At 35.5% G+C, this 24,433-nt stretch carries 21 protein-coding genes, 2 pseudogenes and 2 other annotated features; of the genes and pseudogenes, 6 read left to right on the top strand and 17 right to left on the bottom strand.

The window, feature by feature from the left end; all coding sequences use genetic code 11:
* Positions 1-32: 32 nt before the first annotated feature.
* The 4 genes and pseudogenes from LOK41_RS04080 to ilvE form a co-directional block, all read right to left on the bottom strand.
* Positions 33-1,046 (bottom strand): ketol-acid reductoisomerase, encoded by a 1,014-nt coding sequence (locus LOK41_RS04080; protein ID WP_241815370.1) that lies wholly within the window; start codon positions 1,044-1,046, stop codon positions 33-35.
* 15 nt (positions 1,047-1,061) lie between these two features.
* The gene (locus LOK41_RS04085) at positions 1,062-1,292 is read right to left on the bottom strand and encodes an ACT domain-containing protein (RefSeq protein WP_241815371.1); all 231 of its coding nucleotides are present in this window, start codon (positions 1,290-1,292) and stop codon (positions 1,062-1,064) included.
* A gap of 86 nt (positions 1,293-1,378) precedes the next feature.
* Positions 1,379-1,885: pseudogene (locus tag LOK41_RS04090) on the bottom strand (thiamine pyrophosphate-binding protein); the annotation flags it as partial.
* A 24-nt stretch (positions 1,886-1,909) separates the two neighbouring features.
* Entirely contained in the window at positions 1,910-2,809 is a 900-nt protein-coding gene (gene ilvE / locus LOK41_RS04095) for a branched-chain-amino-acid transaminase (protein WP_241815372.1), read from the bottom strand.
* A 463-nt stretch (positions 2,810-3,272) separates the two neighbouring features.
* Positions 3,273-3,518: a binding site (T-box leader), on the bottom strand.
* 239 nt (positions 3,519-3,757) lie between these two features.
* Here ilvE and LOK41_RS04100 point away from each other — a divergent pair.
* Positions 3,758-4,516 carry an SDR family oxidoreductase gene (locus LOK41_RS04100; RefSeq protein WP_174101379.1) on the top strand — a complete coding sequence of 253 codons (759 nt, stop codon included), beginning with the start codon at positions 3,758-3,760 and terminating at the stop codon, positions 4,514-4,516.
* 240 nt (positions 4,517-4,756) lie between these two features.
* Positions 4,757-5,293: a peptide-methionine (S)-S-oxide reductase MsrA gene (gene msrA / locus LOK41_RS04105; RefSeq protein ID WP_241815373.1), complete on the top strand. Its 537-nt coding sequence runs from the start codon at positions 4,757-4,759 to the stop codon at positions 5,291-5,293.
* Positions 5,294-5,367: 74 nt separating this feature from the next.
* Here the strand turns inward: msrA and speB are convergent, their stop codons facing one another.
* From speB to LOK41_RS04120, 3 genes are all read right to left on the bottom strand, one after another.
* Positions 5,368-6,306: an agmatinase gene (gene speB / locus LOK41_RS04110; RefSeq protein ID WP_241815374.1), complete on the bottom strand. Its 939-nt coding sequence runs from the start codon at positions 6,304-6,306 to the stop codon at positions 5,368-5,370.
* Between the two features lie 210 nt (positions 6,307-6,516).
* The gene (locus LOK41_RS04115; RefSeq protein ID WP_241815375.1) at positions 6,517-7,155 is read right to left on the bottom strand and encodes a FusB/FusC family EF-G-binding protein; all 639 of its coding nucleotides are present in this window, start codon (positions 7,153-7,155) and stop codon (positions 6,517-6,519) included.
* Between the two features lie 142 nt (positions 7,156-7,297).
* On the bottom strand, positions 7,298-7,561 hold the full coding sequence (locus LOK41_RS04120) for a CD3324 family protein (protein ID WP_241815376.1): 264 nt from the start codon (positions 7,559-7,561) through the stop codon (positions 7,298-7,300).
* A 330-nt stretch (positions 7,562-7,891) separates the two neighbouring features.
* Between LOK41_RS04120 and LOK41_RS04125 the strand changes: the two genes are divergently transcribed.
* On the top strand, positions 7,892-8,590 hold the full coding sequence (locus LOK41_RS04125; RefSeq protein ID WP_241815377.1) for a polysaccharide deacetylase family protein: 699 nt from the start codon (positions 7,892-7,894) through the stop codon (positions 8,588-8,590).
* A 51-nt stretch (positions 8,591-8,641) separates the two neighbouring features.
* Here LOK41_RS04125 and LOK41_RS04130 read toward each other — a convergent pair whose 3' ends face one another.
* On the bottom strand, positions 8,642-9,979 hold the full coding sequence (locus LOK41_RS04130; protein WP_241815378.1) for a sodium-dependent transporter: 1,338 nt from the start codon (positions 9,977-9,979) through the stop codon (positions 8,642-8,644).
* A 303-nt stretch (positions 9,980-10,282) separates the two neighbouring features.
* Positions 10,283-10,506 (bottom strand) — a binding site (T-box leader).
* Between the two features lie 229 nt (positions 10,507-10,735).
* On the opposite strand from LOK41_RS04130, the gene LOK41_RS04135 reads away from it, so the two are divergent.
* On the top strand, positions 10,736-12,370 hold the full coding sequence (locus LOK41_RS04135) for a putative polysaccharide biosynthesis protein (protein WP_241815379.1): 1,635 nt from the start codon (positions 10,736-10,738) through the stop codon (positions 12,368-12,370).
* A 77-nt stretch (positions 12,371-12,447) separates the two neighbouring features.
* Complete coding sequence (locus LOK41_RS04140; protein ID WP_241815380.1) at positions 12,448-13,095, top strand: hypothetical protein; 648 nt, start codon at positions 12,448-12,450, stop codon at positions 13,093-13,095.
* Positions 13,096-13,161: 66 nt separating this feature from the next.
* Here LOK41_RS04140 and cysK read toward each other — a convergent pair whose 3' ends face one another.
* The 6 genes and pseudogenes from cysK to LOK41_RS04170 form a co-directional block, all read right to left on the bottom strand.
* Positions 13,162-14,079 (bottom strand): cysteine synthase A, encoded by a 918-nt coding sequence (gene cysK / locus LOK41_RS04145; RefSeq protein ID WP_241815381.1) that lies wholly within the window; start codon positions 14,077-14,079, stop codon positions 13,162-13,164.
* 210 nt (positions 14,080-14,289) lie between these two features.
* The gene (locus LOK41_RS04150; protein WP_241815382.1) at positions 14,290-15,495 is read right to left on the bottom strand and encodes an MFS transporter; all 1,206 of its coding nucleotides are present in this window, start codon (positions 15,493-15,495) and stop codon (positions 14,290-14,292) included.
* 377 nt (positions 15,496-15,872) lie between these two features.
* The gene (locus tag LOK41_RS04155; protein ID WP_241815383.1) at positions 15,873-17,435 is read right to left on the bottom strand and encodes a Vga family ABC-F type ribosomal protection protein; all 1,563 of its coding nucleotides are present in this window, start codon (positions 17,433-17,435) and stop codon (positions 15,873-15,875) included.
* A gap of 331 nt (positions 17,436-17,766) precedes the next feature.
* Positions 17,767-19,026 (bottom strand): GTPase HflX, encoded by a 1,260-nt coding sequence (gene hflX, locus LOK41_RS04160; protein ID WP_241815384.1) that lies wholly within the window; start codon positions 19,024-19,026, stop codon positions 17,767-17,769.
* A 515-nt stretch (positions 19,027-19,541) separates the two neighbouring features.
* Positions 19,542-19,763, bottom strand: a pseudogene (locus tag LOK41_RS29230) (UDP-galactose-lipid carrier transferase); the annotation flags it as partial.
* Positions 19,764-20,180, bottom strand: a complete 417-nt coding sequence (locus LOK41_RS04170) for a hypothetical protein (protein WP_241815522.1) — start codon at positions 20,178-20,180, stop codon at positions 19,764-19,766.
* Positions 20,181-20,491: 311 nt separating this feature from the next.
* On the opposite strand from LOK41_RS04170, the gene LOK41_RS04175 reads away from it, so the two are divergent.
* Positions 20,492-21,313 (top strand): YwqG family protein, encoded by an 822-nt coding sequence (locus tag LOK41_RS04175; protein ID WP_241815385.1) that lies wholly within the window; start codon positions 20,492-20,494, stop codon positions 21,311-21,313.
* A 294-nt stretch (positions 21,314-21,607) separates the two neighbouring features.
* On the opposite strand, the gene mntA is transcribed toward LOK41_RS04175, so the two are convergent.
* Genes mntA through LOK41_RS04190 form a run of 3 tightly spaced genes read right to left on the bottom strand, consistent with a single transcriptional unit; the run spans position 21,608 to position 24,173 of the window.
* Complete coding sequence (gene mntA, locus LOK41_RS04180; protein ID WP_241815386.1) at positions 21,608-22,543, bottom strand: manganese ABC transporter substrate-binding protein/adhesin MntA; 936 nt, start codon at positions 22,541-22,543, stop codon at positions 21,608-21,610.
* 17 nt (positions 22,544-22,560) lie between these two features.
* Positions 22,561-23,427, bottom strand: coding sequence for a metal ABC transporter permease (locus LOK41_RS04185; RefSeq protein ID WP_241815387.1), 867 nt, complete (start codon positions 23,425-23,427; stop codon positions 22,561-22,563).
* Entirely contained in the window at positions 23,424-24,173 is a 750-nt protein-coding gene (locus LOK41_RS04190) for a metal ABC transporter ATP-binding protein (RefSeq protein ID WP_241815388.1), read from the bottom strand. The genes LOK41_RS04185 and LOK41_RS04190 overlap by 4 nt, the downstream gene beginning before the upstream one ends.
* Between the last annotated feature and the right edge of the window lie 260 nt (positions 24,174-24,433).

The following is a 24,433-nucleotide window of genomic DNA, read 5'->3' on the forward strand; positions in this document are numbered from 1 at the left end:
CCCTCTCCCGTTCATTTTCTGCTATTCTTACTCTATTTTCTTACTAACTTTTTTCCTTCTGGCTCTTGAATCCAACTCATCATTTCGCGAAGATTAGCTCCTACTTTTTCAAGTTGATGATTTTGCTCTGCCTTTTTCATCGCATTATACGTTGGGCGTCCTGCTTGATTTTCTAGAATCCATTTCTTTGCAAATTCACCTTGTTGAATTTCCGTAAGAACTCGTTTCATTTCTTTCTTTGTTTCATCTGTAACAATTCTTGATCCTGTTACATAGTCACCAAATTCCGCTGTATCTGAAATAGAATGACGCATTTTTGTCAATCCACCTTCGTACATTAAATCGACAATGAGCTTCAGTTCATGCAAACATTCAAAGTATGCGATTTCCGGGCGATATCCACCTTCTGTTAACGTCTCAAATCCAGCTTTCACAAGTGCTGTTACCCCGCCACATAATACCGCTTGTTCTCCAAATAAATCTGTCTCGGTTTCTTCTTGAAATGACGTTTCAATTACACCAGCACGTGTACAACCAACTCCTTTTGCATATGCAAGAGCAATATCAAATGCTTTTCCAGTCGCATCTTGGTGAACTGCCACTAAAGCTGGGACCCCATTTCCTTCTTGAAATACACGGCGAACAAGATGCCCTGGACTTTTTGGTGCAACCATTGCTACATCTACGTAACTTGGTGGCTGAATTTGTCCAAAATGAATATTAAATCCATGTGAGAAAAGTAACATTTGCCCTTCACGAAGATTCTTTTCTACTTCATTTCGATATACATGTGCTTGCTGTTCATCTGGCAATAATACTTGTACAACGTCTGCGGTTCGTACTGCTTCTGAAACGGGCATTACTTCAAATCCATCCGCTTTCGCTACCTCAAAAGATTTCCCTGGTCGCACACCTACTACAACACGAACTCCGGAATCACGTAAATTTTGTGCTTGCGCATGACCTTGTGATCCATAACCAACTACTGCCACTGTTTTTCCTGCTAATACCTCTAAATTTGCATCTTGTTCATAATATGTTTTCATCTTTTCATACACTCCTTATAATTTATTTACTTGCAAGACATCAATTAACTTTTTTAACTGATTTACGAGCAGTTTCGCTTCATTCTCAGTACAAACTGCTGTAAGTTTCATTTCCGAAATCTCTCTTGTTTCTCCTTCGTTTAAGTTTAAAGAGGAAATATTGTAACCACGCCGAGCAAATATCCCACTTACTCTTAGTAAAACTCTAGGGTCGTTATTGACAACAAGTGAAAAAGTATAACTCATTCTTCCCACCTCTTCATAATCATTTCATGATTCCCTTTATTAGGAGGAACCATTGGAAATACGTTTTCGCTCTCTTCTACACAAAAATCAACAACAACCGGTCCTTGATGACAAAATGCTGCTTGCAATATACGTGATAATTGATTCCCATCCCGGACTTGGTAATTATGTTTTGTCACAGGCATTGTAATCCCCACAACATCCGCTTCTTGAAATCCATCTTTTCCAATGAGTGGTGTTGCTACTTGGCCAGTAATGACAACTAAAGGAATCGAATCCATATACGCATCTGCTAGACCAGTAACTAAGTTTGTAGCCCCTGGGCCTGAGGTAGCAAATACTACCCCGACCTCTCCAGAAGCTCTCGCATATCCTTCTGCTGCGTGAATCGCAGCTTGTTCATGACGCGTTAATATATGTTTTAGGCCACTATCATACAGCGCATCGTAAACTGGTACAATCGCTCCACCCGGATAACCAAACACTGTTGTTATTCCTAATTTCTTTAAACATTGAATCACATGTCCGGCACCTGTTACTGTTTTTCCTTCCCTGCGATATGCTTCTTCGCATACTGCATGTTGCTTTTCCATTTCACTAACTCCTTCCCCTGTTTGTTAAGCTAAGCTTTCTGCTAGTCCCGGAACGCGTACGCCTCGCTCTCTCGTTAATTTTTTAAATTCTTCCGTTAACTGTTTTGTTACTTCTCCTGGTTTTCCATTTCCGATTTCTCTTGAATCCACTTTTACAACTGGAATTAATTCTGCTGCAGTTCCTGTTAAAAATACTTCATCTGCTACATACACATCGTGACGAGTAAATGGTCTTTCTTCACAAGGAATATTTAACCTTTCACAAAGTTCAATGACACTATTTCTTGTAATCCCTTCAAGAGCACCTAAGTATGCAGGTGGCGTTACTACTTTTCCATCTTTCACAACGAACACGTTATCTCCCGATCCTTCACAAACATATCCTTGTTGATTTAACATAAGCGCTTCTAGCACACCTGCTTGTGCCGCTTCAATCTTTACTAATACGTTATTTAAATAATTCATCGACTTAATGCGTGGATCAAGCGCATCCGGCGTATTTCGGCGAGACGCAACCGACACAACACTAAGGCCGTTATCATAGAACTCTTGCGGGAACAGTTTTAATTGTTCAGCAATGATGATGACACTTGGTTTCGTACAACTTCTTGGATCTAAGCCTAAATCTCCTTTTCCTCTTGAAACAATTAATCGAATATACGCATCTGCATATTCATTTTTTTGCAATGTCTGTAAAACTGCTTGTTCCATCTCTTCGATTGTCATTGGAATCGTTAGTAAAATGGATTTCGCAGATTCATATAAACGCTTTAAATGCCCTTTTAAGCAAAATACATTTCCGCCGTAACTACGGATCCCCTCAAATACACCGTCCCCATACAAAAATCCATGATCATAAACAGATACAACAGCTTTTTCTTTCTCTACTAATTCTCCATTCATATAGATATACTGGTTTCTCATCCTACATCGCTCCTCTTTTTTATCTCTTTATGTGCAATCTATCTTTGTATCGATTGCTGAGAAGAATATACTTTATCTAAATCTTCTGTTAATTTATTATAAAAATATCCTCGCCTCAACAATCGATTTTCTACAAACGTGTAGCAATCCATTGCTGAGACGAGGGAATCGTGGTACCACTCAGCTTCCTTATACTTCTCGCGAAATACAAGCTCTGTAAGTCCTATTAGACTTTTGTTCTTTTATCGTGAACAACTCCGCTGCTCTCTACTTAATTTTTTCAAGTGCAGTACTCCGAGGTGATCTTCAACTGATACAATTGTTACCACCCTTCCAGCCAAGGGGCAGCTCTCTAAAACAATCTATATCGTTTACTCTCCTCTTCTTTGCATTCTGCTATTCTCTTTTCTAAAGTAAAAACTCTCACCTCAGCAATCAATTACTACATCATAGTAGCTTTGATTGCTGAGGCGAGAGTTTCGCGTTACCACTCAGCTTCCTTATACTTCTCACGAAATATAAGCTCTGTAAGTCCTATTAGACTCCCGTCCTTTTACCGGAGACGATACCGCCGCTCTCTACTCGGTTCCCCTTTCGCAAGCGATGCTCCAAGGTGATCTTCAATGATTCGATCGTTACCGCTCTTCCAGCCAAGGAACGGCTCTCTAAAACTATCATAATCATCTACTTTCCTCTTCTTTGCATATAAAAATATATAAATCAGAAAATTCTAAATTGTTTTTTGTTGTTACACGTATTATAGGTCTTTGATCTTTTCATTGTCAATATGTTTTTTGAAAATTTATTTTTTAATTTATAATTAGAATATTTTTATCGAAATAAAAAAGGAATGAATCTCAATCCAACACTCATATATTACTTAAGTCTATTCACATAAGAAAAGACAGCTTCATACATATGTAAATTTACTAAGGAGATGATGTGAATATGTTAAAAGGAAAAGTTGCATTGGTTACTGGAGCAAGCCGTGGAATTGGACGCGCTATTGCGAAACGCTTAGCAAACGATGGTGCATTAGTCGCCGTTCATTATGGGAATCGTAAAAGTGCTGCAGAAGAAGTCGTGCAGGAAATTCAATCGAATGGCGGTTCAGCTTTTTCTATAAATGGTAACCTCGAATCGTTACATGGCGTAGAATCTCTTTACAAATCTTTAGATTCTGAATTACAAAACCGTACTGGGGAGACTCATTTCGATATTTTAGTAAACAACGCCGGAATCGGCCCAGGAGCCTTTATTGAAGAAACAACTGAAAACTTTTTTGACCGAATGATTTCCGTGAATGCAAAAGCCCCATTTTTTATTATCCAACAAGCATTGTCACGTTTACGTGACAATAGCCGTATTATCAACATTTCATCAGCTGCAACGCGAATTTCTTTACCTGATTTCATTGCCTATAGTATGACAAAAGGCGCAATCAACACAATGACTTTTACACTTGCAAAACAACTTGGGGCGAGAGGTATAACAGTGAATGCAATACTCCCAGGCTTTATTAAAACAGATATGAATGCTGAACTCTTAAGTGATCCCATGATGAAACGATATGCAACTGAAATTTCTGCTTTCGGCCGTTTAGGAGAAGTAGAAGATATTGCAGATACCGCTGCATTTCTTGCTTCTCCTGACAGTCGCTGGGTTACTGGTCAATTGATTGATGTAAGCGGTGGTTCTTGCTTATAAAGTGAAACTTTAATCAGTGGGGTCTTCATCCACCACTGATTATCAGCCCGCACCAATCGGGCTTTTACGGGCAGTTGATCCCCCAACTACATTCTTTACTTCTCTCTGAATCTTGAGGTGGAGGTCTTACTGCCCGTTAATGCGGGATAAAAAACATATAGTTTCAAATCTTTTTTATTGCGCAATAAAATAATTTATATAATACTAGATAAAACATATGTATTTAGGAGGATTACAGCAATGACAGAAAAAACATACGAACTCGCTACATTTGCAGGTGGCTGCTTTTGGTGTATGGTAAAACCATTTGATGAACTTCCAGGTATTCAAAAAGTTATTTCAGGCTATGCTGGTGGCCACATCCAAAACCCCACATATGAACAAGTAAAATCCGGAACATCTGGACATTTAGAAGTCGTTCAAATTACTTTCGATCCTTCTATTTTTCCTTATCAAAAATTGCTAGATTTATATTGGCCACAAATTGATCCAACCGATGATGGCGGACAATTTTTTGACCGCGGTCCATCCTATCGCACAGCGATTTTTTACCATAATGAATCGCAAAAAAAGCTAGCTGAAAAATCAAAGCTAGCTCTGGCAGAAAGCGGTATGTTTAAAGATCCAATCGTAACGGAAATTCGTCCAGCAGCTCCTTTTTATGAAGCAGAAGAATATCATCAACATTTTTATAAAAAGAATCCCGAAAAATACGCACAAGAACGTAAAGAGTCTGGTCGTGAAGATTTTATTAAAGAAACTTGGGAAAAGAAATAACAAATCAATATTTTAAGGTCTATGAAAAGTAATTTCATAGACCTTTATTATATTTTGATATAATAATTTTCCACTCACTTATTATTTTTCAGCTGCAACGCAATTAAACTAGCAAAATCATGTACAAGTGTGGCAGCTAAAAGCGACGTAATTTGCGATTGGTCATATGGCGGTAATACTTCTACTAAATCAAAACCAATATAATTAAAACCGCTTAATGAACGTACCATATTTAGTGTCTCTCGACTATTAAATCCCCCTACCTCTAACGTACCTGTGCCTGGCGCACACGATGGATCTACAAAATCAATATCAAACGTTAAGAAACATGGTGTATCGCCAATCGTTTCTCTCATTTGCTGAAGAACGCTTTCAAAACCACGCTGACATAATTCAGCTGTTGTAATGACGTTATATCCTAAATCACTACTAGCATCTATATCACCAGGATGATTCAATGTTCCGCGAATTCCAATTTGGAATACTTTATCTGGCTGTAATAACCCTTCCTCATGTGCACGAATAAATGGGGAGCCGTGCCAATATTTTTCTTCATAATATGTATCCCATGTATCTGTGTGTGAGTCAAAATGAATCATCGCAACTGGACCATGAACTTTTGCTGCTGCACGTAGACTTGCTAATGTAACTGAATGATCTCCACCAAGCCCGATTGGAATAATTCCTTGCTTCATTAATCCAAAAACAGCTTCCTCTATTAAATCATAGCTGCGATGAATATTATGTGGAATTACAGAAACATCTCCAATATCAATCGCATTTGTATCATCAAACGGGTATACACGGTGAATTGGATGATACGGAAACAACGTCATTGATGCTTGTCGAATTGCTTGCGGAGCAAAACGCGCACCAACGCGAAATGAAGCTGCCGTATCAAATGGCATTCCCAATAGAGCGACCTTAGCTTGATCATGACTTGAAGGCAATCTCATAAATGAACCTGTCGTACAAAATTCTGGTTTTACATCTGGTGTGAGTGGATATTTCATTTCTCATTTCCCCTTCTTAAACATAATTTTTACATCCAAAAAACTTCCCTTACTTACATTTTCTTTTATTACAATGCAAAAATTGTGCCATAAAACATGTTGATTCATTTCGGTCCTATCCCTTTCCGTTCTATGCAAACCTGAATAAATCATGCTATAACGCATAAAAAAAGAGCGAAAAATAATCGCTCTTTTTTTACTTGCCCATGTTTATTTTCTCAATCTCTCAATAAAATCATGCAACTTATCAAGTGAAGTCATATTCTGATTACATGCTATACTATCTTTACAAATATAGTTTCCTTTTTTAACAAAGGTACCTGGTACATCCCCTTTTATTTCAACTAAAAACATACCTACTTCTTCATGGCCATGGCATAATGAACAAATACCTTTTTTATTTATACTTTGAAATGTTCCTTGCAGACCCACAAACTTATTGCCGTTCCTTGCTATAATAAACTTTCTGCTTGTTCCTTTATCAATCCAACCTAGATACGACATTTCTTTCATATTTATTTCTTCCATATCAGGAAGCTTTAATTTTTTTGCTTTAGGAAATATTTTTTTTAACGCTTGCGGTGTAACTTCCTGAAACGGCATGACATACGGATTTAACTGGAATAAAAATGCTTCTGCATTTTCTCTATTTTCAACCGTCAAAATCGTATCAATTAATTCTTTTTGTTCATCAGTAAGATTTTCAAAAACATGTAACACCTTTTCTATCGCAAGAGATTTTAGAGCAGCAATAACACCTCTATCGTTTGCCGTAGCATGTCCATGCGCTAGAATATGAGTTTGTAATTTTATAAAATTATATTGATCACTTCTAATAAATGCTTCCATAGCTATCACTCCATACACATCGTTAATCTCTTTTTATTGTATACAATACACTTATTTTATAAAATGCCGAAAACGATTGATAAACAAAGTATACATAAAAAGCACTGATTATTTCTAAACAAATAATCAGTGCTCTCCGTTTTTATTTTGAGTACACAATTTTTTTTATCGTTTCTGAAGAAAGAAAGTACTCCTCCGCTAATTGAAGAATAGAAGTTCCATTTTTAAAAGCTTTCTTAATATCTCTATTTCGTGCATCCAATTGCTTTCTTCCCCCAGAACGTGCACCCCATTTATAATGTGTATGTTCCTGTTTTGGAATATAGATTGTTTCACCTTGTACATACTTTTGAATTTCTACAATTAAGCTTTCTGGTAAAACAGCCGCTGCTTTTACGTATCTCATTTCTGCTCGCCCCTTATTTTTTCTGGTTCATTTCAATAAGGTGCAAAGCCAAATATAAAAAAATGATACGAGCTCATTTTGGCGATTGTATATTACTTGTCTACCTCACGCAAAGTATCGCCATTTCCATACTTGGCTTTGCATGAGACGCTGCAGTGTCTGGCAATTGTATTGTAATCGCCATATGAACACCTCCTAATATACCTTTTGACTCTTATTATATGACAACTTTTTCTTTCTTGCATCCTCATGATTTTTAAACAAGCAGTAATTTATTCGTTTTGATATAATACATACGGATTGAAATTAAAAATAATGTGAGGTCGCTTTATGAAAAAAAGAATCATTACATCATTAATTATACTAATCGCTCTTTTTATCTTACTATTCGGAGCCTATAAACTTATGAATTCACGAACATATCAATTATTTGGTGAATTAACAAATCGAGTAGAAACAACCGAAAAGGTTGTTGCACTAACCTTTGATGATGGCCCTACAAAAAATGTAGAGGAAATATTACCACTCTTAAATAAATATAATGCGAAAGCTACTTTTTTTGTAATTGGAAATGAATTAGAGAAAAACTTAAAGTTAGGGCGAGCCATCGTAAGATCTGGACATCAACTTGGAAATCATACGTATTCTCATAATCGAATGATTTTCAAAACACCTTCATTTATTAAAGAGGAAGTTAAAAAAACAAATACATTCATTCGCGCAACAGGATATACAGGTCAAATTGATTTCCGACCGCCGAATGGAAAAAAACTAATCGGCTTGCCTTACTATTTAAATAAGCATCATATCAAAACAATTACATGGAATCTTGAGCCTGATACGTACTACACTTCTCCTTCTGACAAAATAAACTATGTAAATAAAAATGTAACACCAGGTTCTATCATCTTATTACATTCCATGTATGATGATTCTGAAAAGTATTTACAGACTCTTGAAGGTATTTTAGATTCCTTATCTAAAAAAGGATATCAATTTGTTACAGTAAACGAATTGCAGAAAAAATAACTCTACAATGAAAAGGTCCTAGCATAACGTTATGCTAGGACCTTTTGTATTTTAAATCACTCCAAGTACATTTAAAAATACGATAATAATTGCAATTGGTGCTATATAGCGAAGTAAGAATAACCATAGTACAAATAATTTATATCCTCTATTTTTACTTACACCAAGCTCTCTCATTAATACATCTTTCTTCATCTTTAATGGAACAAAAATCGCAACTAATAATACACCAAGTGGCATAAGAACATTACTTACTGCAAAGTCTGCTAAATCAAATACTGTTTTTCCAAACAGCTTCACATCACTTAATACACCATATGATAATGCCGATGGAATCCCAACAACGAAAATTAATAATCCAACAATCAGTGCCATTTTTTCACGTTTCCCTTTACCTTTTGTTGTTAAAGAGGCAACGCTGATTTCCAGCATAGAAATCGCTGATGTAATTGTCGCAAAGAAGAATAGTAATAAGAAAACAATGAAAAATAGTTTTCCAAATGCCATTTTACTAAAAATAGCTGGCAGTACAATAAATAGTAATCCTGGTCCTTGCGATGGCTCCATGCCAAATGCGAACACGACAGGGAAAATCGCTAGCCCCGCAAGCAATGTAATCACAAGTGTTAAACCAACAATTGAAAATGCTGAGCGTGGTAAACTTTCTTCTTTCGGTAAATATGAACTATAAGTTACCATTACTGCTACACCGACAGATAAAGAGAAGAACGATTGTCCCATCGCATATAAAACAATTTCAGATGTTACATGCGAGAAGTCCGGTTGTAAGAAGAAACGAACACCTTCTCCTGCCCCATCTAATGTAAGTGCACGAACAATTAATACAAAAAATAAAACAAATAGTGCCGGCATAAAGTATTTATTTACTTTCTCAACACCATTTTGAACGCCTTTACTTACGATAAAAATAGTAATAAGGATAAATAATAGCTGTGAACCAACCGCTAAATATGGATTGGAAATGATTTCACCAAATGTTGCTTCATAAGCACCATTTCCTTCCCATAGTCTACCTGTAATCGCATTCCATAAATATAATAAAATCCAACCCCCGACAACACTGTAGAAAGAAAGTAATATGAAACATGTTACAATTCCTAATTTACCAAGCCATGGCCATAATGTTTTCGGAGCGATCTCTCTATACGCATCAACAGCCTCTTTTTGTGTACTTCTTCCAATCACAAATTCTGCTAATAATAACGGTAAACCAATTAGTAAAGTAAAACCGATGAAAATGAGAAAGAACGCACCGCCCCCTCCAATACCGGCCATGTAAGGGAACTTCCAAATAGCGCCAAGACCAATTGCTGAACCTGCTGCAGCTAAAACGAAACCTAATTTCGATGTCCATTGCTGTGAATTCATCTTTCTGTCTCCTCTCTTCTTCTATTTTTTCTTTTTATGACATTTCATCCTTATTGTTTATTGTTCTATCCTCTTCCCTTTCTAATGCAACCACTTCCTTTCAGAAATAAAAAATCGTCCCTACGAAAACGTAGGGACGATAAAATATCGCGGTACCACCCTAGTTGTGAAGAATACTAAGAAACTACCGAAATAAAAAACGCCCCTACAAAAATGTAGGGACGATAAAATATCGCGGTACCACCCTAATTATGAAGATACAACAAAAGTAAGACCTAAATAAAAAACGTCCCTACGTAAATACGTAGGGACGATATATATCGCGGTACCACCCTAGTTGTGAAAAAATTCTTCACCACTTTATTTGATAACGGTATACACTACCGTCTTTCATTTCCTCACAATATGAGATTTATGAAAGATGCTCCAGGACGAACTTCATGAATAATCTATATACTGATTCACACCAACCACCAGCTCTCTGATATAGGGAGATTTTCACTACTTTACCCTTTCATTGCCCAAATATTATTTTCCGAATTGATTACTATCATTTTTATCATACATTCAAAATAGTGTCAACTCATTTTTTTGAATATTTATGTATTCATTCTTATTTTCCCATTATAAAAATTCAAAATATGACTTTTCAATACATACTATTATACCACATATGGTTTATCCTTTATTAAATATACCGACAGGTTTATAGTAATATAAGATAATTGTAAAGCAACACGAGTAGGAGGAAAAGTTTTGTCTACTTCAAAAGTTTTAAAAGGAACTGCTTTGCTAAGTGGTGCCACAATGATATCGCGTATTTTAGGTTTTATATACTTCTTCCCTTTTCAACTATTAGTTGGCACACAAGGGGTTGCTTTATATGGATATGCATATTCTTGGTATGGAATCTTACTTAGTTTTTCAACAGCTGGTATTCCAATCGCTGTATCTAAATTTGTAGCAAAATACAATGCATTAGGCGACTATAGTACAAGTAAAAAACTTTATAATTCTAGTGTGAAATTGATGCTATTAATGGGCTTTGCTGGATTTTTAATCTTATTTATCGGAGCCCCTTATATATCACAATTTATTATTCGTTCAGAGACACCAGATCCTAAGTTTATCGCTGACGTTACACTTACTATGCGAGCATTAAGTTTCGCACTTATTATCGTACCAGCAATGAGTGTTACACGCGGTTATTTCCAAGGTTTTCAGCATATGAAACCAAGTGCTGTTTCCCAAGTTGTCGAACAAATCGCACGTGTCGTTTTCATCTTAGTTGGTAGTTTCGTCGTTACAAGATTATTAGGTGGTTCTGTAGCTTCTTCGGTTGCAGTCGCTACATTTGGTGCTGTGATCGGAGCAATTGCTAGCGTTTCAATTTTAATCATGTACTGGAAAAAATACAATAATTTGAAACCACCTGAAGGGGAACTCAGATCAAGATCATCTCATATTCCATTAAAAAATATCTATATGGAATTACTACGTTACGCAATCCCAATTGTATTTGTAGGAATTGCAATTCCGCTCTATACACTAGTGGATCAATATACTGTTGCTGATGCGCTTAGAGCGCTTGGAGAACCTTTAGAAACAGCGAACGCTATTTTCGCTTATATAACGAATTATGCGCAAAAACTCATTATGATTCCCGCTTCACTTGCAACAGGTTTTTCACTTACAATTATTCCAGCAATCACAAAATCATTTACAAGCGGGAAACTAGATGAGTTACAAGGACAAATCACAAAGATTTTCCAAGTGTTATTATTCTTTACAATTCCTGCTGCATTTGGACTCGCTAGCATCGCATATGATGCATTTCGTATGGTTTATGTGAGCCCTGATATCGCATCAGGTGGATCACAATATTTGATTTCTTACGCACCATCAGCTATATTAAGCGCCATTTTCACTGTTTCGGCAGCTATTTTACAAGGGATTGATTATCAAAGAAAAACAATGATTGCTTTCTCCGTTGGTATTCTTGTAAAAATTGTAGTAAACACACCACTTCTATACTTATTAGGTGGACATGGCGCCGTACTTGGCACAATTCTTGGATATCTCGTTTCGGATATCATGATGCTATATTACATCGTTAAATTCGCAAAATTTGATATTACAGAAACAATGAAAACCGTATTTCTTATTACCATTTACTCCGCAGCAATGTCCGCTGTCGTAATCGGATTAAAAGCGATTATAGGATGGCTAATCCCTGGACAATCTTATATTGAATCACTATTAATCGTTATCATTTGCGGCACAGTTGGAGGAATTGTCTATCTGACTTTCGTATTAACAAGCGGTCTAGTATCACATATTCTTGGTGATCGGATTGGTCGTTTACCTGTATTGAAAAAATTAGTAAAATAAAACAAAGAAGAGGTGTAACTTAGATTAACATTACACCTCTTCTTTGTTTTTAAATTATTCCTTACAGGGGGGAACCCATGACACAAGTATGGATTCAAAAAGAAGAAATGAATGAGCACTTTTTAGACAAACTCAATCGCTCTTTAAAGATAGATGGGCATATAAGTGCCATTTATTTTATGAGTAACGGTACTGAAGGAGACTATGTTGAACACAATAAGATATTTTTGCAGAGTTTCTTAATTACCCACAATACATATCCTCTATACCTTACATTTATTTATTACGATGACTATGAAACGATACAATCCAAACTTGATAAATTAGGCATCAACTATACACTAACTTTTTTAGATGAATTACAGACATATTGGACTTCCGGCCAACATATACACTATCACCCTCCCTGTTTTACAATACAAATTGACAATTCAAATGCATTGATACTTGCTTTAGAAGCAACATTTTGGGTGGCGGCTCAAAATGAGTTTTATGCAATTTCACATTCCAAAAATCTATCCTTTCCATTAGAAACAATCTACGAATTTAGGAGGAAGAAAGAACGTTCAGTTCCCTACTTCAAAACGGACAAAGATACCACATTTATTATGATTGCTCACGATGGTTTAGGGTATTATTTATTTTCTAATCTAGAAAAATATGAAACGTTAGAAAGTTTATGTACCAACTTACCAAAAGGAACAGTACTTAAGAAAACAGACTAAAATGATATCCTTAACATACAAAAAAGAGATTGTATATAACGCATACAATCTCTTTCATTATGTTTCTTATTCAAACAGTCCCATGCTTAAATAACGTTCTCCCGTATCAGGTGCAATACATAACACTTTTTTACCAGCACCTAATCGTTTCGCTACCATAATTGCAGCATAGACCGAAGCACCTGAAGATGGCCCTACTAATATTCCCTCTTGTTTTGCTAGATTTCTCATTGTACTAAGCGCTTCTTCATCCGCGATTTGCATGATTTCATTATATATTTCCGTATTTAAGTTTTTTGGAATAAACCCTGGGCTTGTTCCAACTAATTTATGAGGACCTGGTACACCACCAGATAAAACAGGAGATCCTTTCGGTTCCACTACTGCAATATATAAATTTGGTAGTTTCTCTTTCAATGTTTCACCTGTGCCTGTAATGGTTCCACCAGTTCCAGCAGTTGCTACAAATGCATCCAATTCCCCATTCATTTGTTCATAAATTTCAAGAGCTGTTGTATAGCGATGAATATTCGGGTTTGCTGGGTTTTCAAATTGCTGCGGAATAAAACTATTTGGAATTTTCTTTTGCAGTTCTACTGCTTTTGCGATTGCTCCTGGCATTCTTTGTTCTGCCGGCGTCAAAACAACTTCTGCCCCATATGCCTTAAGCAAATTAATCCGTTCTTTCGACATATTATCCGGCATAATTAAAATGGCTTTGTATCCTTTTGCAGCTGCATTCATCGCTAAACCAATCCCTGTATTTCCACTTGTCGGTTCAATGATTGTATCACCTGGCTTAATGAGACCTTGCTCTTCTGCCATATGAATTAAATTATACGCAGCTCGGTCTTTTACACTGTGAGATGGATTAAACATTTCTAATTTCACATATACATCAGCTGCATCTTCTGGAACAAATCGTGATAATCGCACGACTGGTGTATCTCCAATTAACTCTGTAACATTGTGACATAGTTTCATAGCGCATCCCCTATTCTATATTAATCCATTTTGATTTTCCCACATATTAACTGCAGCTATGAAAACAAAAAAAGGGCTCCACTTATTTCCTCTTTTTGTTTTCGCACGGCATGGGGCTAAAAAAGGCACCGCCCGCTTCTATGCATGGCCGGATGCTCTCGCCCACCTAAAAAGAATGGTTTGATGTGTTTTTTAATTTGGTTTTTTATATCATGATTTTCGATCACTTGGCAGTAACCATGATGTAAGTCCGATTAATGGTAAACAACTACATAATACCATAATAAATTGCAGACTATACACGTCTGCTAATTTCCCAAGAACAACAGCTCCTAATGCTCCAAGACCAAACGCAAGGCCAACAATTAAACCTGACACCATTCCAACTTTTCCAGGAACAAGCTCTTGTGCGTATACAACGATAACACTAAAACTACTAGAACTAATAAAACCGATACATAAAAATAACGGTACAACCCATGTTAGAGAAACATATGGTAATAAAAGTGCAAGTGGTGCAGAACCTAGCATTGAAAATACGATAATATTTTTCTTACCAAATCGATCTGCTAACGGTCCGCCAAAGAATGTGCCAAGTACCCCAGCAATCATAAAGGCAAATACGAAGTACTGCGCATTTTTAATAGACAAACCGTAATGCTCGATTAAATAAAACTGATAGAAATTCCCGATACCCGCTCCATACCAAGAACGAACGAAGGTTAAGAAAACGAGAAGGACAATTACAAATTTAATATGCGTACTTACAATTGCATTCTCAGCCTCAAGCGCAGCTCGTTTCTTTCTTCGCACCGCACCATTTACTAACTCATTTTTGTACCAGTTTGAAACAAAAATTAATAATACAATACCTACTGCTGCAAAAGCTGTAAATCCCAGTGAGCCAATTTGCCCAAACGGAACAAAAATTAACGCTGTAAAAATAGGCGCAAGAGAATTCCCTGTATTTCCTCCTACTTGATAAATCGATTGCGCCAAACCACGCTTCGCACCAGCTGCCATGTATGCAACGCGTGCTCCTTCTGGATGAAAGACTGCTGATCCTAACCCAATAAATAAAACAGAAATAATAACGATAAAAAAGTTTGGTGCAAATGCAAGTCCAATCATCCCAAGCATACTTGAAAGCATACCCAGTGGTAGTAAAAATGGCGATGGCTTCTTATCTGAATACATCCCAAATACCGGTTGCATGATTGATGACGTCATATTCAGTGCAAATGCAATCCACCCTACTTGCATGTAAGACAAATTCATCGATTTTTCCAAAATAGGAAATAGTGCCGGCACAACTGCTTGCATCGAGTCATTTAAAAAATGACCGAAACTAATCGCAAATAAAATACGATAAATCGTAGGTGAAGCCACTGTATTCTCTTTCGAAACTGCCTGCATAGTTCACTCTCTCCTTCCTTAAAAAACAGAAAATGCAAATTATTAATATTACACTTACTGTAATAATTTCTGATTTTTAAAATATTTTCTATTCTATACTGGTTTTATTTCTTTTTCCAGCAACACAACTTCGATTTCACCTTCATACATAAAATCATTATATTTAGATGTTTTTCGCCGAATCCCATCTAAGGGGTTTTCTTTATATTATTTTATAATGAAATAAAGATGAAAAGAAAAACAAAAGAAATTGTTACACACTCACCCCCATTATTAGTAGTTCTATCCACATGTGGGCAAAAAACAGAGACAGCACCTAACTCAAAAAAGTACATCACTCCATGAGTCGTGATGTACTTTTTTCTAATCAACTTTAATTATAATTCTCTTTTTTCTTTTAAAAGTTTTTGAAATTCTATTTCTAATTCTTCAGATGGTTCGATACTTAAGCGACTTAACACTTCCGATATTTTTGTTTCAAGTAAAAGAAGCTTATCTTCTTGCATATCCCGCGTCTTTTCCATTTGATTGCTTTTATATTGCTGATACGTTCCATCAAATAAATGAATCTTTTGATTTTGAATGATTAACATTTTTGTAGCAATATTTTCAATGAACCGGCGATCATGCGAGACAAAGATTACACTCCCTTCGTACTCTTTTAGAAGAGACTCTAACGCTTCAACAGCTGCCATATCAAGGAAATTTGTCGGTTCATCTAAGACTAAAGTATTAATATCACTTAAAAATAGCTTTGTTAATGCTACTTTCACTCGTTCACCGCCACTCAATACCCCTACAAGTTTATACACATCATCTCTAAAGAAATGCATCCTCGCAAGAACCGTTCGAATCAGTGTTTCATCCTGTTTGGAAGAAGACTGTACATTTTCGATAATCGATTTTTCCGTATCCAATATACTTAAATTTTGACTAAAATAGCCGAGTTTCACAGCTGGGGAGAGTTTAATACCATACTCCCCTTTCATAATTTTGTTTATAAGTGTCGTTTTCCCACTTCCATTTGAACCGATAATTGCTAATTTATCTCCACCCCGAATATGAAAACTCGTTTTGTTCCAAAGTACACGCTCACCAACTTTTCCCGTTACATCGTTTACGCGAACAATAATTCGATTTTTAAATGTTTCTGCATTCGGCAAGTTCATCTTAAGCGGTGGAATTTCTTTTACTTTTTCTACCTTTTCAAGCTTTTCTAATCTCGTTTCAATAGCCGATGCTGTTTTTTGTAACTTCTTTTGCTTTTTGGCGAAGTATGGCTTTGCTCCTGTAATTTTCGCTTCTGATTGACTCACCTTTTTTGGAGTCTTTGTTGCCCTTTCTGCTTTTTTCTCTTTTAACTTTAACGCTTCTTCTAACTGTCTTTTCTTTTTCTCATACTTTTCATACGCTAATTGTTCTTGACTTAGTTCTATTTCTTTTTGTTTTACATAATCGCTATAGTTGCCTGTATACTCCTTTATCTTCCCTTCATCCAATTCCCATATCGTTGTACAAAGCGCATCTAAAAATGCACGGTCATGTGAAATAATGATAAATGCTCCTTGCCACTTTTTCAGCTTCTTCTCCAACCATTCAATATGTTCTGTATCGAGGTTTGTTGTCGGTTCATCTGCAAGCAACAGTTCTGGATCTTTAATAAGAGCCTTTTGAATATATTCTTGCGTCACTTCCCCACCACTTTTTGTTGTATCTGTTCGTTTAAGCTGCGGCAAAAGTTCACAACGAGTATGTTGAGTCACGTTCCCTTCTTCTGGAGAAATCTTTTCAGCTAGAATTTGGAGTAACGTCGTTTTCCCGCTTCCATTTCTACCAACTAACCCGATTCGAGCATTTTTATGGATTTGCAATTGTTCCACATCTAGTAATAAACGATCCTGTACATAGTACTTTATATGATTAGCTTCTAATAAAAACATAGTAACATCCCCTTTTATCCTGTTTAGGAGACAAAAAATGCCCCCTATATCGATTCAGAATAGGAGGCATAAATCATATATAGGTGTACACCAAAAGAGACTACCCCTTTTAGATCCAACTATAAAAAGCCAATCCTATTCTGAAAACACAAATTGAAGGCATCACAAATAACAGAGTAATGATCTGTTTAAAAATATCCTTCAATTGTTCGCTTTCGTAAAATAGGATTAGTACTTCATGTAATTGGGTCACCCTTCCGTTCTTTAAATTTCATTAATACTATCTTTAGTATATCTAGTAATTTCAAATAAAATCAACACTTTTTTCATTTCAAATAACAAAACGCTTATATTTCTCGAAATCACTCGTCTTACATTCAAGTAAAAGTTTTGTACCTTCATTTTCATAACTTGTAGAAACAACATGCGCATGATCATTGAAATAAGAAACGATTTGCCCTTGGTCATAAGGAATGAGCATTTCACAATTTGTATACTCTTTATAAATGTGCGAACGAATCATTTCTACAAGTTCTTCAATACCTACATGTTGCTTTGCAGATAGATAAACTCGATCCTCCTGCATTTTTGGGATGTCAACATCCATCATATCTGATTTATTATACGCATAAATCGTCGGAATGTTTTCAACACCTATTTGTTTTAAAGTTTGATTTGTAATCTCAATCAATTGTTCGTAATTCGGATTTGCATAATCGACTACATGAATCAATAAATCCGCCTCCGCTACTTCTTCTAACGTTGAACGGAATGCTTTTACAAGATGATGAGGTAATTTACTTACAAAACCAACTGTATCTGTTAATAAGAATGATTTATTATCTGGAAGTTCAATATTTCGTACTGATGTTTCCAGTGTCGCAAATAACATATCTTTTTCAAACACCTGTTTCTCAGTAGAACCATTAAAGATCTCAAGCATCGTATTCATAATGGTTGATTTACCCGCATTTGTATATCCTACTAATGAAACAACAGGAATTTCATTTTTCTTACGCTGTTTACGCTGCGTTTGACGCTGCGCGACAAGCGCTTCTAACTCTTTATTTAATACTGCAATTTGCTCTTCAATCTTACGACGGTCTAGCTCTAATTTCTTCTCACCGACACCTTTGTTTTTCGTACCAACGCCGCCACTTTGTCTTCCTAAAGATTCACGAAGACCGATTAAACGAGGCATCATATACTGCAGGTGCGCAACTTCAACTTGTAGCTGTGCTTCTTTCGTCTTAGCACGCTGCGCGAAAATATCTAAAATTAAAATGGTACGATCAATAACTTTACAATCTAAATCAGCTTCTAAATTTCGAATTTGCGAAGGTGATAACTCATCATTAAAAATAACCATATTCGCATCTGCTTCCTTCACAAAAGCAGACACTTCTTCAATTTTCCCTTTTCCAATATAATGTGATGGATTCACACGGTGTAAGTTTTGCGTAACTTGCCCTACAACCTCCACATCACAAGCTTCTGCAAGGTTGGTTAACTCCTCCATTGAATATTCGAAATCACTTTCATTATTTAAATTCACTCCGACTAATATCGCTTTTTGTACTAATTCTTCCATATATTAATTCCTCCATTTCGATTACGCAAAATTAAAAAACACAGGTCACTGCCTGTGTTTTTCGTAAACGGATGAGAGTACGACAAATACACAAAAGAAAGCATAGCTTTCAAATTGCTACATGGTCAATACAGCACAAATGATATACGTATCCAAAAAAAAACATACACATATATCACATCATTCTATTATAAAGGCAAAACAAAAAGAGGGCGTATTCGTCCCTCCCTCTTTTCACATATCAGTTCAATAAAGGGTTCCTTTAAAATAGGCAGACCAATCCCGTTCACTCTGCACACAGACAGAGCCTTTGAGCGCTATTCAATTATCGGCACAAAGTATTGAGACGTAATCTGATTAAAATCAAAGGAGACCCCTCCGTTCATTAAAAGTTACATAAAGCTTAGCATACTTATTTATTTTTCACAAGAATAAACTTCAATTACGGGCATAAACAAAATCATCAATTTTCTATTGTATTCTTCATTTTTTTCATATGATGAATACATGATATGTTATACACGTTCGCTTTCCTCTTGCATGTTCTCTTTCATTTCATGATAGTATGGTGGCAGTTCTATTCCGTGCTCTACAAAATAGTCTTCAATTAATGAAATAATCACTTTCAACGTTTTCACGCGTGCATATAATTTATCGTTACTGGCGATAATATTCCAGCTGGCATTCGGTTTATCTGTTTTCTCAAACATGTCTTCCATTGCCTCGGCGTATTCATCTCACTTTTCTCGCTCTGTTACAGCTTCACCTACACTTCTTTTAGGAACATATCCTTCAGCTATTTTATACATCCTATATTCTAATGTAATATTTATAATGAATAAGATAGCTAAAATTACAAACCTCATAGCATATTCCAAAGACCCTATTTCAAATTTGTAATTAAAAAAGGCTACTATACAAGCGATAATTTTCAAAACCATGCCTATTCTAGCTTCTTTCTTCACTATAGAATATTCTTTTTTATAATCATTTGCTAATATAAAAGAAGATACTGTTAACAATAAGTACGGTGAAATAGACCATACGGCACTAGCACCCTTTAAAATTTTATACCCATTTACATAGGCATATACAAAATTATTCACATATATAATACATGTGAGTAGTATTAAAAATTGAATTACTTTCTTCATTTCATTCCTTCACCTTTACCCTAGAAGTCAAACGATAATTAAACTGGTGTATTCTCATGAACACAACTTATTCTTTTATAATGGGCAGAAAATTCAGTTCCACGCCGCGCTATGCTCTCATGTATAAGATCACAAGTCTTACTTCTCACACAAACATTGTATTAGTTTAATATTAAAAACAACTTATATTAATGTTTTTTATACGTAACTAAAAATCAACGCTATTCATAATGAGTAACCTTTTTAACTATTATCAATGATACTATGAGTTAGAACTCTGCTGTTATACAATAAAGGTGAGGTGATACATAGTGAAACAAACACTACAAAATGTGCTCAAAAAATATAATGCCATACATCTAGAAAAACAGATTTTAAATTCTCTTGACCGAGCAATTCAAATTCATCTACATAAAAGATCTGATGAGCAAATAGCGATAGGAACATCAAAGTTAGGAGGCTTTCCAGACTTACCTGATGAATTAAAGATTCCAACATACAATGACATACCGCTACACTTTATTGGACAACTAAATTTAGAAGAAGTACAACCTTATCATAAAGAAAACCTACTGCCTACAAAGGGCATATTGTATTTCTTTTATGACGCAGAAGAACAACCGTGGGGATATGATCCAAGAGATACCGGAGGACACCGAGTTCTATACACGGAAAATATAGAAAATCTAAAACGACGAGAACTTCAAACAGAAGTGTTTCCTCCCTCCATCATCTCCTTTAAAGAAGCGTGGACATTAGCGAAAGAAAAGGTCGGCGAAACAGGTTTATCATATGATGATGAATGGGATCTTTATAAAGAAATAGAAGAATTGTATCTCGATGGATTGCATCATTTACTCGGCTCCGCACAAGCTATACAATCAGAAGAAATGGCAGAAGAGTGTCATCTTGTTACAAACGAGATATATTTAGGAAATGGATACCCTTCAGATGAAGAAATAAAACTTTTGCCTGGCAGTCCTCAAGATTGGATGTTACTATTGCAACTTGATACGAACAATGAATCTGAAATGGATTGGGGAGACACTGGTCTATTGTATTTCTGGATCAAAAAAGAAGATTTATTGCGACAAAACTTTGAAAATACATGGTTGATTTTACAATGTTGCTAACCATACATTTTCAACTTGTACCCTCTATTCCTATACTGTACTTCGTATAAAGCAAAAAAGAATAGAACAAATGGCCAACTTTTATCAAAAAGTTGGCCCATCTAGTATACTTTCAGTTCTTCCATTTATACATCATTTGAACACCTTGAGCTTCTTCCTCATTAATCGAACTTCCTGTACTTGCAAGTATTTCTCAAGTATTATTACTAATTAAGAAGAAAAAAAGTAACAGAGGTTACACCCCAGTAATATAAATAAAACAAGCACCCCTAAAGGTGCTTGTTTTATTTAACACTACTTCTGTAATCCATTAATAATTGTATCTGTATTCCACTTCATCATTTTCAAGTAAGTATCTCCATCCTCACCTGATTTACCAAGTGAATCTGTAAAGATTGTACCAACAATCGGCACATTCGTTTCTTTTGAAACAGTTTCCATACTACGTCGATCTACACTTGTTTCTACAAACAAAGCTGGAACCTTATTTGTTTGAATTAAACTTACAACGTCTCGAATTTGATCTGGAGTCCCCTGATTTTCTGAGTTAATTTCCCAAATGTATCCCGTCTTAATTCCATATGCTTTTCCAAAGTATTTAAAAGCACCTTCACTAGAGATTAGGAAACGTTTTTCTTCAGGGATTTGATGAATTCTATTTACTGTCTCATCATGTAATTTTTGAAGTTCTGCTACATATTTTTTCGCATTTTCAGTATAGAACTCTTTATTTTTAGGGTCTTCTTTAATTAATGCTTTTTTCACATTTTCAGCGTATAAAATACCATTTTTAATATTCATCCATGCATGTGGGTCTGGTTCTTTTTCTAATCCTTTTGTCTCTAAATAAATCGGCTCTACACCTTCACTTACCTTATAAACAGGTGCATCTTCTCCTGATTTATTTGCAGTTTTTAATAGTTTTTTAAACCATGCTCCACCTTCTTCTAAGTTTAAACCATTGTAAAACACTATATCTGCATCTGTCATTTTCATAACATCTTTTGGCAGCGGATCATATTCATGGGGATTAGCGCCAATTGGAACAAGACTATGAATTTCAACTTTATCTCCACCAATTTGCTTCACCATATCATAAATAATGGAATATGTTGTTACAACTTTTAATTTCCCACTTTTTTCTTCTTTTCCATTTGTATTACTAGAACATGCTGTTAGTGCAAAAACAAAAATACAAAGTATCGAAAATAACACATTTTTTAATTTCATCTTTATCCTCCAATCAATTATGACAACTCTGCTCTATTTTTTCTAATTTTTATAGCTCTCCAAAATAAACCTTGTGACGGTGAGAAAAAGAATGCCAATCCGAACAAGAATGTTGCGACAAGAACAATCGTTGCACCTGAAGCAAGATTATAAGAGAAACTAAAATATAGTCCTACTACAGATGAAAGCGCACCAATACCTGCTGCTAAATAAATCATGACCCATAAACGGTTTGTTAATAGATACGCTGTAGCTGCTGGTGTGATAAGCATAGCGACAACTAGAATAATCCCTACAGTTTGAAGTGAAGCAACTGTAACCATTGTAAGAAGAATCATTAAGCCATAATGAATCAATTTGTTCGGCAATCCATAACTTTGTGCCATTGTTGGATCAAAAGTAGACACCAGTAATTCTTTGTAGAATAGAAATACAAGACCAATAATTACAACTCCTATAATAAGTGTCATCCACATATCAGAAGAACGAACCGATAAGACATTCCCAAATAAAATATGGTACAAATCAGAACTACTCTTCATAAAGGTAATTAAAATAATCCCTACAGCAAATACAGAGGTAAACATAATCCCAATCGCCATATCATGTTTAATACGACTGTTTTGACTTACAAATCCAATTCCTACTGCAGTAATAATCCCTGTTAAAACCGCACCAATAAAATAATTCATTCCAATCATATAAGACAGTGCTACTCCTGGAAGAACGGCATGTGAAATGGCATCACCCATTAATGCCATGCCTCGTAAAATAATAAAACATCCAATTACACCACATATAATTCCTACCATAACGGAAGTTAATAACGCCTTCTGTAGAAAACCGTACTGCATTAATGCATCTATAAATTCTACAATCTTCATGATGAATGTACCTCCGCTGAATTATTAAAGAATATTCCCTGATTCACATACGCTTTTGACATAACAGTTGGTTCTAATACTTGTCGTACTTCTCCATAATGAATTAAGCTTTTATTCAATAATAGTAATTTATCAAAATAGGACTCTGCTTTGCTTAAATCATGATGTACAACAACAATCGTTTTTCCTTCTTTACGTAATTCTCTAAGAATTTTAATAATTGTCTCTTCACTTGTTACATCAATTCCAACAAATGGTTCATCTAAGAAGAATATCTCCGCCTTTTGCGCTAAAGCTCTCGCTAAAAAGACACGTTGTTGTTGTCCACCTGAAAGCTCACCAATTTGGCGATTCTTAAACTCTTCCATTCCAACTTTTTTTAGACATTCAAATGCCCAATCCCGATGTTCTTTCTTTGGTCTTTTCATCACACCTAAAGATGGATATGCTCCGATTAGCACGACATCTAAAACTGTAATCGGGAAATCCCAATCTATATCACTTCTTTGTGGTACATAGGCAACATACTTTCTAGCGCTCCGAATATTCTCTCCAAGTATCCGAACATATCCCTTATCATTTGGAATTAAATCTAAAACAGCTTTCATCAAAGTAGATTTTCCCGCTCCATTTGGACCAATAATTCCAACAAGTTTTCCTTTTTCAATATCAAAGGAAACGTTTTGAACCACTTGATTCCCTTGATATGATACAAACAAATCTTTGACAACTATAGCCTCAGCCATTTTTTATGCATTCCCCTTTCTTTTTTTCGTCAGTATAAGTATTTTGCACAAAGGCAACTTTAAGCCAAAAAAATATAAGATACATTATATTATACATATGATGTAGATCAAACCTTATGTTTCCTTAAGGAAACTTTTTTATATGAGTCAAATTATATAAGCCGAACTCAAATTTGTAAACTGTTTTTTTATTAGTTTATGAATACCCTTTCAAAATTCATCTAAAATATATTACTTTCACCTCAATACACACAACTTTT

The organism is Bacillus sp. TL12 (genome assembly GCF_022625245.1).
In the GTDB taxonomy this organism is placed as follows: Bacteria; Bacillota; Bacilli; order Bacillales; family Bacillaceae_G; genus Bacillus_A.

Bases quoted from the DNA above. Each gene is read 5' to 3' on its own strand.
- LOK41_RS04080 (WP_241815370.1), bottom strand. From the start codon at position 1,046: ATGAAAACATATTATGAACAAGATGCAAATTTAGAGGTATTAGCAGGA.
- LOK41_RS04085 (WP_241815371.1), bottom strand. From the start codon at position 1,292: ATGAGTTATACTTTTTCACTTGTTGTCAATAACGACCCTAGAGTTTTA.
- ilvE (WP_241815372.1), bottom strand. From the start codon at position 2,809: ATGAGAAACCAGTATATCTATATGAATGGAGAATTAGTAGAGAAAGAA.
- LOK41_RS04100 (WP_174101379.1), top strand. From the start codon at position 3,758: ATGTTAAAAGGAAAAGTTGCATTGGTTACTGGAGCAAGCCGTGGAATT.
- msrA (WP_241815373.1), top strand. From the start codon at position 4,757: ATGACAGAAAAAACATACGAACTCGCTACATTTGCAGGTGGCTGCTTT.
- speB (WP_241815374.1), bottom strand. From the start codon at position 6,306: ATGAAATATCCACTCACACCAGATGTAAAACCAGAATTTTGTACGACA.
- LOK41_RS04115 (WP_241815375.1), bottom strand. From the start codon at position 7,155: ATGGAAGCATTTATTAGAAGTGATCAATATAATTTTATAAAATTACAA.
- LOK41_RS04120 (WP_241815376.1), bottom strand. From the start codon at position 7,561: ATGAGATACGTAAAAGCAGCGGCTGTTTTACCAGAAAGCTTAATTGTA.
- LOK41_RS04125 (WP_241815377.1), top strand. From the start codon at position 7,892: ATGAAAAAAAGAATCATTACATCATTAATTATACTAATCGCTCTTTTT.
- LOK41_RS04130 (WP_241815378.1), bottom strand. From the start codon at position 9,979: ATGAATTCACAGCAATGGACATCGAAATTAGGTTTCGTTTTAGCTGCA.
- LOK41_RS04140 (WP_241815380.1), top strand. From the start codon at position 12,448: ATGACACAAGTATGGATTCAAAAAGAAGAAATGAATGAGCACTTTTTA.
- cysK (WP_241815381.1), bottom strand. From the start codon at position 14,079: ATGAAACTATGTCACAATGTTACAGAGTTAATTGGAGATACACCAGTC.
- LOK41_RS04150 (WP_241815382.1), bottom strand. From the start codon at position 15,495: ATGCAGGCAGTTTCGAAAGAGAATACAGTGGCTTCACCTACGATTTAT.
- LOK41_RS04155 (WP_241815383.1), bottom strand. From the start codon at position 17,435: ATGTTTTTATTAGAAGCTAATCATATAAAGTACTATGTACAGGATCGT.
- hflX (WP_241815384.1), bottom strand. From the start codon at position 19,026: ATGGAAGAATTAGTACAAAAAGCGATATTAGTCGGAGTGAATTTAAAT.
- LOK41_RS04170 (WP_241815522.1), bottom strand. From the start codon at position 20,180: ATGAAGAAAGTAATTCAATTTTTAATACTACTCACATGTATTATATAT.
- mntA (WP_241815386.1), bottom strand. From the start codon at position 22,543: ATGAAATTAAAAAATGTGTTATTTTCGATACTTTGTATTTTTGTTTTT.
- LOK41_RS04185 (WP_241815387.1), bottom strand. From the start codon at position 23,427: ATGAAGATTGTAGAATTTATAGATGCATTAATGCAGTACGGTTTTCTA.
- LOK41_RS04190 (WP_241815388.1), bottom strand. From the start codon at position 24,173: ATGGCTGAGGCTATAGTTGTCAAAGATTTGTTTGTATCATATCAAGGG.